This is a genomic window from Cytobacillus sp., from assembly GCF_032154635.1.
In the GTDB taxonomy this organism is placed as follows: Bacteria; Bacillota; Bacilli; order Bacillales; family Cytobacillaceae; genus Cytobacillus.
This window is the reverse complement of the sequence record NZ_JALDXW010000023.1, coordinates 16,768-31,385: the sequence shown is the minus strand read 5'-3', so window position 1 is coordinate 31,385 and position 14,618 is coordinate 16,768. Positions and strand designations below refer to the sequence as shown.

Annotated in this window: 16 protein-coding genes; 11 read left to right on the top strand and 5 right to left on the bottom strand. The window is 39.7% G+C overall.

Annotated features, from left to right (window positions below):
* Positions 1 to 47: 47 nt before the first annotated feature.
* The 8 genes from RUH74_RS15875 to RUH74_RS15840 all read left to right on the top strand — a co-directional run bounded on the left by RUH74_RS15875 (position 48) and on the right by RUH74_RS15840 (position 8,664).
* Positions 48 to 839: an IclR family transcriptional regulator gene (locus tag RUH74_RS15875; protein ID WP_313801694.1), complete on the top strand. Its 792-nt coding sequence runs from the start codon at positions 48 to 50 to the stop codon at positions 837 to 839.
* Positions 840 to 857: 18 nt separating this feature from the next.
* Positions 858 to 1,883, top strand: a complete 1,026-nt coding sequence (locus RUH74_RS15870) for an ABC transporter ATP-binding protein (protein WP_313801692.1) — start codon at positions 858 to 860, stop codon at positions 1,881 to 1,883.
* Complete coding sequence (locus tag RUH74_RS15865) at positions 1,873 to 2,937, top strand: ABC transporter ATP-binding protein (protein ID WP_313801690.1); 1,065 nt, start codon at positions 1,873 to 1,875, stop codon at positions 2,935 to 2,937. Before RUH74_RS15870 ends, RUH74_RS15865 begins: the two co-directional genes overlap by 11 nt.
* Before the next feature lie 60 nt (positions 2,938 to 2,997).
* Positions 2,998 to 4,218: a dipeptidase gene (locus RUH74_RS15860; RefSeq protein WP_313801689.1), complete on the top strand. Its 1,221-nt coding sequence runs from the start codon at positions 2,998 to 3,000 to the stop codon at positions 4,216 to 4,218.
* A 24-nt stretch (positions 4,219 to 4,242) separates the two neighbouring features.
* Complete coding sequence (locus RUH74_RS15855) at positions 4,243 to 5,877, top strand: ABC transporter substrate-binding protein (RefSeq protein WP_313801687.1); 1,635 nt, start codon at positions 4,243 to 4,245, stop codon at positions 5,875 to 5,877.
* A gap of 72 nt (positions 5,878 to 5,949) precedes the next feature.
* The gene (locus tag RUH74_RS15850; protein ID WP_313801685.1) at positions 5,950 to 6,897 is read left to right on the top strand and encodes an ABC transporter permease; all 948 of its coding nucleotides are present in this window, start codon (positions 5,950 to 5,952) and stop codon (positions 6,895 to 6,897) included.
* 22 nt (positions 6,898 to 6,919) lie between these two features.
* Positions 6,920 to 7,813 carry an ABC transporter permease gene (locus tag RUH74_RS15845; RefSeq protein WP_313801683.1) on the top strand — a complete coding sequence of 298 codons (894 nt, stop codon included), beginning with the start codon at positions 6,920 to 6,922 and terminating at the stop codon, positions 7,811 to 7,813.
* 17 nt (positions 7,814 to 7,830) lie between these two features.
* The gene (locus tag RUH74_RS15840) at positions 7,831 to 8,664 is read left to right on the top strand and encodes an alpha/beta fold hydrolase (protein ID WP_313801681.1); all 834 of its coding nucleotides are present in this window, start codon (positions 7,831 to 7,833) and stop codon (positions 8,662 to 8,664) included.
* Between the two features lie 223 nt (positions 8,665 to 8,887).
* Here RUH74_RS15840 and RUH74_RS15835 read toward each other — a convergent pair whose 3' ends face one another.
* Complete coding sequence (locus RUH74_RS15835; protein ID WP_313801679.1) at positions 8,888 to 9,328, bottom strand: YtoQ family protein; 441 nt, start codon at positions 9,326 to 9,328, stop codon at positions 8,888 to 8,890.
* Positions 9,329 to 9,505: 177 nt separating this feature from the next.
* Here RUH74_RS15835 and RUH74_RS15830 point away from each other — a divergent pair, with 177 nt between their 5' ends.
* The 3 genes from RUH74_RS15830 (at position 9,506) to RUH74_RS15820 (ending at position 11,271) form a co-directional block, all read left to right on the top strand.
* Entirely contained in the window at positions 9,506 to 10,057 is a 552-nt protein-coding gene (locus RUH74_RS15830; RefSeq protein WP_313801677.1) for a cysteine hydrolase family protein, read from the top strand.
* Positions 10,058 to 10,138: 81 nt separating this feature from the next.
* On the top strand, positions 10,139 to 10,564 hold the full coding sequence (locus RUH74_RS15825; RefSeq protein ID WP_313801675.1) for a hypothetical protein: 426 nt from the start codon (positions 10,139 to 10,141) through the stop codon (positions 10,562 to 10,564).
* 110 nt (positions 10,565 to 10,674) lie between these two features.
* The gene (locus RUH74_RS15820; RefSeq protein ID WP_313801673.1) at positions 10,675 to 11,271 is read left to right on the top strand and encodes a hypothetical protein; all 597 of its coding nucleotides are present in this window, start codon (positions 10,675 to 10,677) and stop codon (positions 11,269 to 11,271) included.
* A 171-nt stretch (positions 11,272 to 11,442) separates the two neighbouring features.
* Here the strand turns inward: RUH74_RS15820 and RUH74_RS15815 are convergent, their stop codons facing one another.
* From RUH74_RS15815 to RUH74_RS15800, 4 genes are all read right to left on the bottom strand, one after another.
* On the bottom strand, positions 11,443 to 12,486 hold the full coding sequence (locus RUH74_RS15815) for a C40 family peptidase (RefSeq protein WP_313801671.1): 1,044 nt from the start codon (positions 12,484 to 12,486) through the stop codon (positions 11,443 to 11,445).
* 423 nt (positions 12,487 to 12,909) lie between these two features.
* Positions 12,910 to 13,071 carry a type II toxin-antitoxin system antitoxin gene (locus tag RUH74_RS15810; protein WP_313801669.1) on the bottom strand — a complete coding sequence of 54 codons (162 nt, stop codon included), beginning with the start codon at positions 13,069 to 13,071 and terminating at the stop codon, positions 12,910 to 12,912.
* A gap of 12 nt (positions 13,072 to 13,083) precedes the next feature.
* Positions 13,084 to 13,926: an SPFH domain-containing protein gene (locus RUH74_RS15805; protein WP_313801667.1), complete on the bottom strand. Its 843-nt coding sequence runs from the start codon at positions 13,924 to 13,926 to the stop codon at positions 13,084 to 13,086.
* Between the two features lie 183 nt (positions 13,927 to 14,109).
* Positions 14,110 to 14,460 (bottom strand): YflT domain-containing protein, encoded by a 351-nt coding sequence (locus tag RUH74_RS15800; protein WP_313801665.1) that lies wholly within the window; start codon positions 14,458 to 14,460, stop codon positions 14,110 to 14,112.
* Positions 14,461 to 14,618: the final 158 nt, after the last annotated feature.

The following is a 14,618-nucleotide window of genomic DNA, read 5'->3' as shown; positions in this document are numbered from 1 at the left end:
TAAAATTCATAACACTGGTTCGAATATCGAACCACGAAGGGTGTGGGATGTTGAGCTCTAAAACGGTAAGTAAAGCCCTTAGTATATTAGATGCATTTACAGCGGAGAAACCCTCTTGGGGATTAAGGGATCTGGCGAGATATTTAGATATGAGTCATACGATTGTTCATCGTATTCTCTCCACATTTGAGGAGAAGGGATACATTGTTCAAAACACCGAAACAAACAAATATGAATTAGGGATCAAATTTATGGAGCTTGGTAATGTGGTGGAAGAAAATCTGAAGATATCTGAGATGATTCAGCCCATTATGAAGCGGATTGCTTTAGGAACAGGGGAAAGTGTCGTTCTGACCATTGTTGATAATGAAGAAGGTCTATACTTGAAAATCGTGGAGAGTGAAAAAAGTGTTCGTTTTTCGGAATCGGTTGGAAAGAGAAGTCCCTTGTATATTGGTGCTTCACACAAAGTGATTCTAGCACATCTTCCCCCAGACATTCAGAACAAAATTATCGACCACGGGATAGAAAACAAAGCGAGACAGATTGATACAAAAGAAAGCTTCCAAGTTTTGCTTGAATTTATTAAAAAGCAAGGCTGGTTCTATACATCCAGTGAAACGTTTGAGGAAGTGGCTGCTGTATCTATTCCTTTGTTTGATAAAAAGAATAATATTCTTGGCTCTTTATCAGTTGCTGGCCCAGACTATCGTTTAACAGACGAACAGGCAAAGAAAATTCTTCCGATACTGAAAGAATATCAGGAAAATATGAATTTTATTTTAAGCAAAGTCTTTTTTCCATCTAGAAGAAATTATTTAATGAATAACTTATCTTAGTGGGGAGGAGGAAATCATTTGGATAAGATTCTGGAAGTGAAAAATCTTGTCACTGGTTATCAAGGAAAGGAGGGATTTGTCAGAGCTGTAGATGGTGTTTCTTTTGATATAAAAAAGGGCGAGACGATTTGCATTGTTGGCGAATCAGGCAGTGGGAAAAGTGTCACATCAATGAGCATTATGCGTCTTGTAGAATATGAAAATGGAAGAATCATTGACGGAGAAATTAAATTCAATAATGAGGAAATCACGACCAAAAATAGCGAGGAAATGAGGAGGATTCGAGGGTCAAAAATATCAATGATATTTCAAGAACCGCTCACAGCACTTAATCCTGTTTTTACCATCGGAAAGCAAATTAAAGAAGCTATTCTTTTCCATCATTCACTTAGTAAGAAGGAGGCATGGAATCGGGCGGAAGAACTTGTCCGTCTGGTAGGTATTTCAGATCCTAAGGCCCGATTGAAACAATATCCGCACGAATTATCAGGTGGAATGAGGCAGAGGGTAATGATTGCCATTGCGTTAGCTTCCGAGCCGGAGCTTCTAATTGCAGATGAACCGACTACAGCCTTGGACGTTACGATTGAGGCGCAAATATTAGAGCTTTTACGCAAATTACGAGAAGAACGTCATATGTCCATCCTTCTCATTACACATGATATTGGTGTTGCTGCGGAGATGGCAAACCGAATTATTATTATGTATGCAGGGAAAGTGATGGAAATTGCCGACACAAATGATATTTTTGATCAGCCATTACATCCATACTCAAAGGGATTATTGGAGTCCGTACCTAAAATGAACGGAGAGCGCGGCGTTCCTTTGAAATCTATAAAGGGGTCTATTCCTAGTTTGAATGAGATTCCAGCGGGCTGCCGTTTTTCTCCTCGCTGCCCCTTTGCAACAGATAAATGCCATCTCGATGAACCGCCTTTGGAGCAGAGAGGAGACAGGCAGGTTGCCTGCTGGCATGTCGACTATCTGATGGATAACAGCTTACTGCATATGGATGAAGAAGGGGGTGTATCCATTGAATCTTAATCCACAGGAGTTTGCTCATGACAGCACAGAACCACTTCTGAGAATCGAGAATTTAAAAAAACACTTTCCAATCAAAGGAGGCGGTTATTTTAAAAAAGAAAAAAAGGTAGTTATGGCTGTTGATGATGTTTCTTTTAACATTTACAAAGGAGAAACATTAGGACTTGTTGGTGAATCAGGCTGTGGGAAGTCGACACTTGGCAGGAATATTTTGAGGTTACAAGAGCCGACAGGGGGACAGGTTTTTTATCATAATACGAATATATTATTACATAAAAAACATGAACTTAGGAAACTTCGAAAACAGATGCAAATCATCTACCAGGATCCATTTGGTTCGCTGAACCCTCGTTTTACAATCGGACAAATAATCGGTGAAATGTATGAAATCCATGGCGTGGCTAAAGGCGCTGAAAAGGAAAAGAAAGTAAAGGACATGCTTGAATTGGTGGGGCTTGATCCTAGCCGTTACAATAGTTACCCGCACGAATTTTCTGGGGGGCAGCGGCAAAGAGTGGGAATTGCAAGAGCCCTTGCGTTAAATCCAGAGTTTGTTGTTGCTGATGAACCTGTATCTGCACTGGATGTTTCAGTCCAATCACAAGTAATCAATTTATTAATGAAGCTAAAAAAAGAATTAGGGCTGACCTTACTTTTTATTGCCCACGGTTTAAATGTAGTGAGGCATATATCGGATCGTGTTGGAGTGATGTACTTAGGAAAACTCGTTGAGCTTTCTGAAACAGACAACATCTTCGAGAGCCCTGCTCATCCATATACAGCAGCCCTTTTATCGACTGTTCCTGAAGCAGATCCACGTTTGAAAAAAGAGCGTATTGTTTTGAAAGGAGAAGTACCTTCTCCAGCTAATCCTCCATCTGGTTGTCGCTTTCGTACAAGATGTCCACTCGCAACAGAACGATGTAAGAATGAAATGCCCCAGCTAGTAGAAGTACGCAGTAAACACCATGTCGCTTGCCATTATCCACTAGAAAAAGGACAAACACTTAAAGAAGCGATTGCTTCAAGAAATGTAGAACAATTGCCTCTTTAGTTATCTGAATGTTTTTATAAACAGAATAGTCAGTCTAAAAAACGAAAAGGAGTTTTTAACATGACACAAACGACAAAGCAAGGAAATAAGAAAATGTATGATGGGTATAAATCTTTTCAGTATTTAGAAGCTGGTGTGGATTATAAAGAGTATAAATTATCGAAAGAAAATGATCGAGTGGCACCGTACGTTTATCCCGTATCGGCAGATGAAGAAGAAACCGTTCAAGAAATTTTAGAACAGGATTACATCGTTTCCATGCATGAGCATACATTTGTTATGCCAGAGAATTTGCAGGAGTTCTATGAATTTAGACGCCAAGGACGTGATTGGACAGGCTTTGAAGCATTGAGCCAATCCGGATTGGATGTCATTTTCGAGAACTTCATGGATGGAACAGCAATGATCACCTCACAAGCAGGCTGGAAATGGTCAGATGTGATTCATGACTTAGGGATTCGTTTTAGTGATATTGCCCATCAGGACATGGTCATTAAAGCAGAGCGTATTTCCGATCTATACCGCGCGAAAAAGGAAGGAAAGATCGCTTTTGTTGGGGCATTGGAATCTTCCACAATGATTGAAAACGAGCTTGATCGATTAGATGTTTTGTATGGGTTTGGTATCCGTACGATGGGGATTGTTTATTCTGAAGCGAATCAATTAGGATCGGGTTTACGAGAACCGAATGATGGTGGATTAACGGTATTTGGCAAACAGGCTGTTCGCCGTATGAATAAGCTTGGAATTACGATTGACGTGTCTCATGCCGGGGATAAAACATCATTAGATACGATTGAGGCAAGTGAAAAGCCTGTCACGATTAACCATGCTGGAGCCCGTGCTCTCTGGGATACTAAACGGTTAAAGCCTGATGATGTTATTAAAGCTTGTGCGGAAAAAGGAGGAGTAATTGCGATTGAAGCGGCTCCACATTCAACGATTACTCATAATCATCCAGAACATAATATCGAATCATTTATGGAGCATTTCGAGTACACAGCCAATCTAGTTGGAATCGACCATGTGGCCTTTGGCCCGGATACGTTATTCGGAGATCACGTCGGGATCCATGATCTTCTATCAGGCCAGCTTTCCATTAAGAGTGCCCAAATGGCAAACCTGCACAAGGTTGAATATGTAAAAGGACTTGAAAACCCAGCGGAATGCTTCCCTAATATTGTTCGTTGGTTAGTGAAAAAAGGGTATAGCCGTGAAGACATTCGCAAAGTGGTTGGCGGAAATATCTTCCGGGTGTTAGAGGCTACTTGGGCAAAATAAATTAATTTGAGAGGGTAGATGAAAATGAAGAAAAGCAAATGGAAATTCTTTAGTACCCTATTGCTCTCCATCGTTCTTCTTGCAGCATGCTCCTATGGGGGAGACAGCGCTACTTCAAGTGGAGAAAAGGAAAATGGGAACAGCACGGGTGGCGGACCTAAAAAAGGCGGTAAGGTTTCCATTCCGATTGTTGCCGACCCAACATTTAATCCATGGCATCCAAATGCGTATGCGGAATCCAATGTCATCAATAGAGTACTCTTCTCAGGGTTAACGCAGCCTGGAAAAGATTTAGTGCCGGCGCCTGACCTAGCGGAAAAATGGGAGGCTTCAGAGGATGGCCTTGAATGGACCTTCTTTTTGCGAAACGATGTTCTGTGGCATGATGGGGAGAAATTCACGGCAGAGGATGTCGCCTATACCTTTAATGAAATTGTTTTAAATAAAGAGTTAGGGGCAAATAATGCCTCGTACTTCCAAAAGCTTAAAGAAGTTCAAGTGGTGGATGACTACACAGTAAAGTTTCTAATGGAAAGCCCAGTAGCTGCTTTACCAGCATATTTAAGCTTTAATACAGAAATTCTTCCAAAACATATTTTTGAGGGAAATGATCCTTGGGAATTAACTTCTTTTAATAAAAAGAACCCAGTAGGAACCGGATCATTTAAGTTAAAGAGCTATACTTCTGGTCAAAATGTCGTTCTCGAAAGAAATGATGATTTCTATGGTGAGACTGCTCTTCTTGATGAGGTAGAGTATAAAGTTCTTGCCGATGCAAATACACATGTTGCTCAGATATTAAGCGGAGAGCTCTCTATATTTGCTCTAGATGATTTGGCAGCACTTGAAAGAATTGAAAAGGCAAAGGGTGTAACTGTAGAGGGAAGAGAGACGACGCGCTTCTTCTGGCTTATTGTGAATCAAACGATGGAAAAATATCAAGATGTACGGGTTAGACAAGCCATCCTTCATGCAATCGACCGTCAAAACATCATTGATACCGTGCTAAAAGGATATGGGACGATTGCCGATGCGGGGATTGCACCAGCATTAAAAGAATATTATACAAATGATGTTACTCGGTATGACTACGATCCGGAGCGTGCCAAAGAACTTCTTGCTGAAGCCGGGTGGAAAGACACAGATGGAGATGGCATTGTCGATAAAGATGGAGAACCGTTTAAAATTGACTTTGAAATAGGGATTCAAGGAGATCTGGAGGCTGTTTCCCAAATGGTACAGCAATACTTAGTAAAGGTCGGCCTTGATGTTAAATTAAATGCGATGGAATGGAATGCGATGGTTCAAGATGTTGTCGTCAATCGGGATTATGAAATGAGCCTAAACTGGTGGAGATATCCTGCCGATCCAGATTTATCAGCCTATATGCATTCGAATAGTATTAAAGGTATGAATATACCTGCCTATCAGAATGAGGAGTTAGATAAGCTGCTTGATGCCGGTGCACAGGCGAGCGATGTGGGAGAGCGTAAAGCCATCTATATGGATGCCCAGAAATTAATGGCCGAGGAGCTGCCATATATGTTCTTGTGGTACCCGCAAGAAGCGCAAGTACGAGTGGATAAACTTAAAGGTGTTCCAGACCTTGCATTTGGGGATGCCCTACATTATATCCATGAATGGTATATCGAGGAATAGGGAATAGAGAGATGGAAGTGTGCAAACAACACACTTCCCTTCCACTCACAAGGAAAGTAAGGAGGAGATGAAGTGCTAAGATTTTTGCTTAATCGATTGGGACAAAGTGTTGTTTTATTGCTTATTGTAACAGTCATCACCTTTTTTCTAATTAACCTTGCACCTGGTGGACCAGCAAGCACGATGAGAATGGAAGCATCTCCGGAAGAACGTCAGGCAATGATTGAGAAATTAGGATTAGACCAGCCCATATATGTTCGATATATTGATTGGATCACAAATGCGGTTCAAGGGGATCTTGGAATATCTTTTACTTCAAGCGAGCCAGTTATTCAACGTATTATTGAACGACTTCCTTATACAATTGAATTAACTGTTTTTACTATTATTATTTCTGTTATTATTGGCATTCTTTTGGGGGTATTATCTGCGATTAAAAGAGGGAAAGCCCAGGATCATATGATTAATTTTATGAGTGTAATCGGCTTGTCTGTTCCAGCGTTTTGGCTAGGGCTAATGCTGATTCTGCTATTCTCTATTACTCTTGGCTGGCTGCCTTCATCAGGTGTTGGATCTCGTGGAGCGGACTTTGATTTATGGGGCTGGGTCTCCCATTTAATTTTGCCCGTCCTTATTTTAACGACTACCGTACTTCCAAATATTGTACGTTTTACTCGATCATCCATGCTTGAAGTCATCTCACAAAATTATATACGTACGGTTCGGGCGAAGGGAGCAAAAGAGTCCATTGTCTTGTATGTCCATGCCTTGCGTAATGCTTTAATTCCAGTCGTTACAATCATCGGTGTTCTTATTCCGCGACTTTTAAGTGGTGCAGTAATTACTGAAGCGATTTTTGGCTGGACAGGAATCGGAACGTTAATTATTGAAGCGGCAAGAGGAAGAGATTATCCGCTTGTGATGGGTGTGACGGTCATGATTACAATTGTGGTCGTTGTGTGTAATTTATTTGTAGATCTTGTTTATTCTCGAATTGATCCAAGAGTGAAAAATGTATAAACAGCCTGGGGAGGTGAGGTGAATGGAAGCATCTACTCAATCAAATGTTTCTAGCGGAGTAGCAGTTCAATCAAATAAAAGAAAGAATTCTTTACTTCATCGATTACGTCAAAATAAAGTGGCTTATTTTTCGTTATGGTTTTTGATTGTATTACATGCAGTTGTTTTTCTTGGCCCTTTCGTGTGGTCTATGAATCCAGAGGAGCTTCAAGATGCAGGTGCGTTAGCTAGCTGGTCTTTACAGCATCCATTTGGTACAGATGACCTTGGACGTGATGTGTTTGCCAGAATGCTTCATGGCGGGAGAGTGACATTACTAGTTGGCTTAGCAGCCATGCTATTTTCTTTACTTATTGGTACCTTTGTTGGCGCTTGTGCTGGATTCTTTGGGAAGGTTGTAGAATCGGTGTTTATGAGAATTACAGAGGCGATGATGGCGATTCCGAATTTTTTCTTTGTTCTCGTTGCCTTAACTGTTCTTGGGACAAGTCCGATTATGGTGATTGTCGTTATTGCTTTATCTAGCTGGATGGAGATTGCGAGAGTTGTATATGGGGAGACATTAAGATGGAAGGAATATGAGTTTGTTGAAGCAGCTAATGCATCTGGTGCAAAATCGATCAGAATTTTAACAAAATATATCATTCCGCAAATTATCCCATCTATTATTGTCTCAGGAACATTAACAATTGCTGCAGCCATTCTTACTGAGAGTGCGATCAGCTATCTTGGTCTAGGCATTCAGCCTCCAACACCGACATGGGGCAATATGCTGCAAAACTCCCAGCAATATATTTGGACGGCGCCTGTCCTTGGAATTTTACCGGGAGCAGCCATTACGATCGCGGTTCTTGCCTACAATTTTCTAGGCGATGGCTTACGTGATGCACTCGATCCTAGATTTGTTAAAAAATAATGAGAGGAGCAGCTAGTATGTTTATGACTATTAATGATAACGAGCTTTACTATGAAATTCATGGGAACCCTGATGGAGAGACTATTTTTTTCATTCATGGCGCTCCGGGTTTAAGTGATTGCCGTGGGGATATTAAATCTTTTTCACCACTGGGTGACAAATACCGTCTTGTATTTATGGATATGCGTGGATCTGGGCGATCAGGAGGAAATCCGCCCTTTACGCATGAACAATGGACAGCAGATATTGAGGAAATGCGGAAAGCTTTAGTCGGAGGCCCGATTAAGATTCTTGGCGGATCATACGGCGGATTTCTAACGCTTGAGTATGTGCTCCGCTATCCTGATCATGTTACCCATGTATTATTACGTGATACAGCTGCAGATAATAAATTTGATCATCTATCGGTGGACAGGGCTTTAGAGAGTAATTTGCCGGTAATAACAGAAGATGGCATTCGTAGGCTGTTCGATGGGAAAGTGGAATCGAATGAAGATCTAAAGGATTTGTTCACAGCTATTCAGCCGCTTTATACGGTCGAATTTGATGAGGAAGCAGTAAAAGCTCGGCTGGATTCTATCTATTATCGATATGAGACGCATAATTATGCCTTTCGCTACAATAAACCAGATTTTAATCTAGTTCCTGACCTACACAAAATCTCTGTTCCGACATTAGTGACGGTAGGCAGGCACGATTGGATCACACCTGTAGAATGCTCTGAGCTAATTGCCGAGAAGGTTCCTCATTCAAAGCTTGTTATTTTTGAAAATAGCGGACACTCGCCCCAGCAAGAAGAAAACGAAGATTATTTAAAGCTAGTCCGTGACTTCCTTCATACAAACGCTTAAACGTCGTTTTAATCGTTACAATGAAATAAAGCTAGCGAATAGAAATGGCGGGTAGTCTGTCCATTTCTTTTCTGTGTAAAAAGGAAATGGTCGGGCTAATTAGTACGATGTAATACTTAGGCACAGTGAAATGAAGCAATCCGACATTGGTTGTGAACAGATGCTTAGAAAAACGGAAAAGGCTCCAAGGACATTCCAGAGCCTTTTCAAAGCGTGTGATGCTTTATTCAAAAATATAACGAATCACATCCAATGCCTGATCAACTGTTTCTACCGTTACATTTGCTTTATTGGAAAGCTCTTTTAACGGGTGTATGAATGATTCAGGTCGAATGATAATCGTTGGTTTATTCATCATAATGGCCGTTGTCGCATCCATCGCTGTATTCCACTGTTTATACTTTTCTCCAAACAAGGCAATCACGATATCGGCTTTCTTCATTAAAACTTGTGTCCGGAAATTATTTATATCAGATGCTGCGTCATCCTTATAAAGGCTGCCAGGTTGTTTCCCTAGAATCTCTTCACCAATATTATCAGACCGGTCATGGTTGGTTTGAGGTGCAACAAATGTTAATGGGAGATTTTTTTCCTTTGCCTTTTCCTCCAATTCCGCTCTCCAGTTATCGTGAATCTGCCCAGCTAAATAAACAGTTAGTTCCATTACTATCCCTCCAAGTGTGATTATTCTATTCTATCTTATCTATGTTTGTTGGAATTTTCAAAATGTAACGGAATGATATAGAGATAGCTAACCTTGCCGTGACAAAGAAAGATAGTTGCTAAAAAGTCACCCTTGAATTACCATTTATTTAGAAATTAAAAAATGGGGTGAGCTAATATGTCAAAACGTGCATTAATTAATATTGACTATACAGAGGATTTTGTCGCAACTGATGGAGCGTTGACTTGTGGGGAACCAGGGCAGGCGTTAGAAGCTAAAATGGTTGATCTAACAAAAGAATTTATCACAAATGGGGAATTTACAGTGTTTGCCGTTGATGTCCATGAGGAAGGAGATCCGTATCATCCTGAAACCAAACTATTTCCTCCCCATAATATCCGTCATACAAAAGGAAGAGATTTATACGGTGCATTAAAAAAGCTGTATGAAACGAATAAAGGATCAGAAAATATATACTTTATGGATAAAACAAGATATTCCGCATTTGCTGGAACGGACTTAGAGATGAAATTACGTGAGCGTGGAATTGAAGAGATTCATTTAGTAGGGGTTTGCACTGATATTTGTGTGCTCCACACAGCAGTAGATGCGTATAACAAAGGATTTAAAATGGTCATTCATAAAGATGCAGTCGCATCCTTTAATCAGGCAGGGCATGAGTGGGCATTAAGCCATTTTGAACAATCGCTTGGGGCAACGGTTATTTAGTTTTAGATAGTGTTAGATATATTTGGAGAAATACTAGAATAAGTTAATCAAGAGTTTTCGAAACGATAACGAGGTGAAGTATTGAAGAAATTATTGTTATTGCCATTGATGCTTTTGCTGCTAATGGGATGCAATATGAACGATGGTAAATTGGCATTTTCAGAGATTAGTCGAGAAAAGGCAAGGGCCAATGTAAAAGACTTTATTACTCAGATGGAAATAAATGAAGATGGAACAGGGAATGGGATTTATATCCTGAATGGTAAGAAGGATAGGTTTTATTTATTTTTAAGCCAGGAATTTCTTGATGAAGGAAAGAGCTTTGGTTCCATCGATGTGAAAGAAGAAGAAGACGCACTTTCTATTTACTTGAATGAGAGCTCTGACATTGGAAAGGAGAATCAAGAAACGTATAAATTATACGAAATTCACAGACCGAAAGACTACGAGTTCCTTCGCGTATTTAAAAATGGTGAAGAAACACACATCCAAACAGTTGGAGCCTAAATATCTTTCGCCGGTGCCTTTCACCGGTGTCCTTCACCGGTGCCTGGCACCGCCCGTGGACAAATGGAATGAGTTTGTGTGCGGGAGATGGACAGAAAGGAGGAGTGGTTTTGAATAAATATTTAAAGACAGCCTTTATTGCCATTGGGCTTTTACTAGCAGGGGCTGCTGTTCTTGTCATGACTTTCATAATAGAAATGACTCCTGATAAGGATGAAGAAGAAAAGGTAATTGCCCAGGCTGAAGAGTATTTGCAGTCTAATTTTGAAGATGGGCATTATGAAATTTACGATACGTTGTATGATAACATGGGTAATTACGGATACTTTGATTATGCAGCATTGGTAAGGAATAAGGATAATAATCAGACATTTAAAGTGTATTTCAATAAAGAGACGGAAAAAATGGAGGATTCCTTAACCGTTGAAAAGCAAGACGATTATATAAATACCGAAATAAAACCGGCATTAGTACCTTACATTCAAGAAAAGTTTGGTGACACAGCCGAATCTTCTATTGGGTACTCCATTAGTGAAGAGAAACCAGCTATAACGGTTCGTCTATCCAAAGCGAAAGAAGACAGGGACAGGGAGCTCTTTTCCAATCTTGTTACGTATACAAAAGAAGAGTTAAACCTTGAACATGCTCATATATCGATGTTTTATACGGATGAGGATGAAGAATATATATGGGATGAAGTTTTTTAAAGCCCTTTGCAGATATTAATCAAACGTTTGATTAACATTTTTAAACATGGTGCCTGGCACCGCTCGTGGACAAAATGAGTGGTTTTGTATGTGAGGGGTGGACATAAGGGAAAAGGATCGATCTTCTCAGCTGAAGATGGATCCTTTTTCATGTAAGAGCATTTTATTAAATTAGTAGAATCGCTTAAACCCATCAAAATGCTTTTGGTAATAAGCATCACTTAGTTTTGTAATCATTACCCCATTTGATGTGCTCGCATGGATAAATTGGTTGTCGCCTATGTAAATACCCATATGGGAAATTCCTGGTTTATACGTATTTTCAAAAAAGACTAAATCCCCAGGCTGCGGGGTATCCACATAATAGGAACGGCTATAATAGCCTTCAGAGGAAAGACGATTAATCGCTTTTCCTGCCTTGTTGAAAACATAATAAATAAACCCGCTGCAATCAAAGGCATTAATGCTTGAACCGCCATATTGGTAAGGGGTGCCGATTAGCTTGAGTGCCTCATTTAATAAAGGCAAATCCGTATTCGTTACTTGATCGTTGACCGAAGGCTTTTGCTCGGCTGCGGGCTTCCCTTGTCCATTGACGAGCAATGATTGACCAGCATAAATTAAATCAGATTTTAAGTTATTTAAGCTTTGCAGCTGCTGAACCGTTGTTCCGAATTGAGAAGCAATTCGAGAAAGGCTATCCCCGCTCTTTACTATGTATGTAGTCTGATTATTGTTTTGTGACGGAGCAGGTGCAGGCGCAGGCGGAGCTTCCTCTGCAGGTGCTTTTAATGGTGCAGTAGATGAAGCAGACACCTTTAAGCTTTGCCCGGGATAAATAATATCTGATTTTAAGTTATTCCAAGCTATGAGGTCAGCCAATTTGATTCCATGTTTTGCGGCAATTTTGCTCAGATTGTCACCTTGAACGACTGTGTAGGCTTGTACAGCTTGCGGCAAAGTGGAAGCTGCTGCTGCTTTTTTCGAAACGGCAGGGGCAGTGGATTGAGCAACTTTTAGCTTTTGGTTGGAAGCTAAGAAATCTGTTGTTAGATTGTTTAAAGATTTAAGCTGATCAATGGTCGTATTGTGCTTTTTGGCAATACTTGAAAGCGTATCTCCTTTTTGTACCGTATAGGTAGATGCAAAGGCACTCGTTGAAAAACTAGCCGATAAAAGAGCAGCAGTTGCAAAAGTTGCGACTTTTTTCTTCATTTTTCTCTCAACCCTCCCAAAATAATCTATATTATGCATATTCTATCATAGAAAACGGTGCCTGGCACCACCCGTGGACAAATTGTACTAGTTTGTATGTATAAGGCGGACAAATTTAAAAAAATAGTGATATTGTCCTGATAGGAATGAACCATCTCTATTAACTGCTGTTACAAAATAATTAATCTGCTAAAAGCATGTGCACCAGCGCCCATTGCTATGAAAATACTTAAAAGTGAAATGAAAAATGCTTGAAGAATGGAATGTTACAAATACGGAGGGTTCAGCAAGGGGCGGGAAATCTGTCCTGCTTTTTTTGCAGTAAATTTCTAATTACCTACAATAAATGAACACCCTTACTAATCAAACGTTTGATTAATAAGGGTGTTCGTATTTATTGCTTAGACTGTTTGAATAAAGTCTTTACTCCTGCGACTTCTTCAATTTTCCAGCTTTTTTAGCTGCATCCCGAAGAAGAAATTCAATATGGCTATTTACACTCCTAAAATCATCAGCCGCCCACTTTTGCAAAATCTCATAAAGTTCAGGATCCAAACGTAATGGAAAACTCTTTTTCTTAGACATAGAGCCCACTCATTAATATAGTGTCCCCGTATTAATAACAGGCTGGGCTGGTTTTTCTGCGACAATGGCTACTAATAAATTATTCACCATTTGTACTTTGCGCTCATCATCTAAATCAATTGTTTGATCAGCTTCCAATTGCTTAATGGCCATTTGTGCCATTCCAACAGCACCTTCAACAATTTTTTGACGGGCTGAAATGATGGCTGTTGCTTGTTGACGCTGCAGCATCGCTTGAGCAATTTCAGTTGAATAGGCAAGGTGTGTTAATCTTGCTTCAATGACTTCAACCCCAGCGACATTTAGGCGGTCTTGTAAATCAGCAGTTAATTCATTGGAAACTTCTTCAGCATTTCCTCTTAATGTAAGATCTGCATTCTCAAACGTATCATAAGGATATTTCGTTGCCACATGGCGAATCGCTGTTTCACTTTGAATCTCAACAAATTCCTCATAATTGTCCACATCAAACACAGCTTTAGCAGAATCGACAACCTTGAAAACAATCACCGCTGCGATCTCAATCGGATTCCCTTCGACATCATTTACCTTTAAACGTTTGCTATTAAAGTTTCGAACTCTTAGAGACACATTGCGTCGCAGCGAAAGCGGCACCGTCAAATATAGTCCATTGTTACGAATAGAGCCTAAGTATTTTCCGAAAAATGTAACGACTGCCGCCTGATTAGGCTGAACAATTGTAATCCCGCTAGCTAAAAGAACAGCAATTGCAAGTAATGGAATGGCAGCAGCAAATAGCTCATTCATTAAAAGCCATACACCAAGTCCAAGCAATACAATGATTGATAATATCCCAATAAAACCATTCACCTGAAAAACGCTTTTTTCTTTCATTTGATTCACTCCCTCACAATATCTAACTTATATTATTATGATATCACTTTTAGGAAAAATTGTAAATAATCATTTAAATGGAGGGAGATTTACAAATTAGGCAATGCCATAAAAAAGTAAAAGCTCTGCAGAGAAAATCACTGCAGAGCCTTATTTATTGCTTCGAATATATAAAAACTAGTTTTAAACCGACATGTTAGATGCTGATAACTGTTCTGATGAGACAACGATAACGACTTTCCCTCGATCTAATTCTTCTTCGTATTGATCAGCTTCTGCTGAAGTTAAACCGAGATTTTCAAAATGGCTTCGAAGCTCATTTCCCCTTGACTTAAATATGTTTGCAACGGTATCCACAATTCCTCTTTCCTCTAAATCCATGCTTTGAGTATGTGTATCATCCGTTAATTCTTTGGAGTAATCTTTATCATGTGCAAAAACATATATTTGTTCCTTCGAATATCCTTCAGCAGCTAGTTGAGTGATCTTTTCCTGTACATCCAGAACATTATTGGCAACAAGTACTTTACGCATAACTATCATCCTCCAAAAGTTTTTTATTATTCAGTTGTATTCTATTACTTACCTTTTTTGATAGATTTGAAACATTTTTTTTCATAGAAAGGTGAAAGTTCAAATAAAATTGAATAAAAAACAATTATAATACTTGAAAGTAATATAATTAACCATAT

Bases quoted from the DNA above. Each gene is read 5' to 3' on its own strand.
- RUH74_RS15840 (WP_313801681.1), top strand. From the start codon at position 7,831: ATGTTTATGACTATTAATGATAACGAGCTTTACTATGAAATTCATGGG.
- RUH74_RS15875 (WP_313801694.1), top strand. From the start codon at position 48: ATGTTGAGCTCTAAAACGGTAAGTAAAGCCCTTAGTATATTAGATGCA.
- RUH74_RS15845 (WP_313801683.1), top strand. From the start codon at position 6,920: ATGGAAGCATCTACTCAATCAAATGTTTCTAGCGGAGTAGCAGTTCAA.
- RUH74_RS15805 (WP_313801667.1), bottom strand. From the start codon at position 13,926: ATGAAAGAAAAAAGCGTTTTTCAGGTGAATGGTTTTATTGGGATATTA.
- RUH74_RS15815 (WP_313801671.1), bottom strand. From the start codon at position 12,486: ATGAAGAAAAAAGTCGCAACTTTTGCAACTGCTGCTCTTTTATCGGCT.
- RUH74_RS15830 (WP_313801677.1), top strand. From the start codon at position 9,506: ATGTCAAAACGTGCATTAATTAATATTGACTATACAGAGGATTTTGTC.
- RUH74_RS15810 (WP_313801669.1), bottom strand. From the start codon at position 13,071: ATGTCTAAGAAAAAGAGTTTTCCATTACGTTTGGATCCTGAACTTTAT.
- RUH74_RS15835 (WP_313801679.1), bottom strand. From the start codon at position 9,328: ATGGAACTAACTGTTTATTTAGCTGGGCAGATTCACGATAACTGGAGA.
- RUH74_RS15860 (WP_313801689.1), top strand. From the start codon at position 2,998: ATGACACAAACGACAAAGCAAGGAAATAAGAAAATGTATGATGGGTAT.
- RUH74_RS15855 (WP_313801687.1), top strand. From the start codon at position 4,243: ATGAAGAAAAGCAAATGGAAATTCTTTAGTACCCTATTGCTCTCCATC.
- RUH74_RS15800 (WP_313801665.1), bottom strand. From the start codon at position 14,460: ATGCGTAAAGTACTTGTTGCCAATAATGTTCTGGATGTACAGGAAAAG.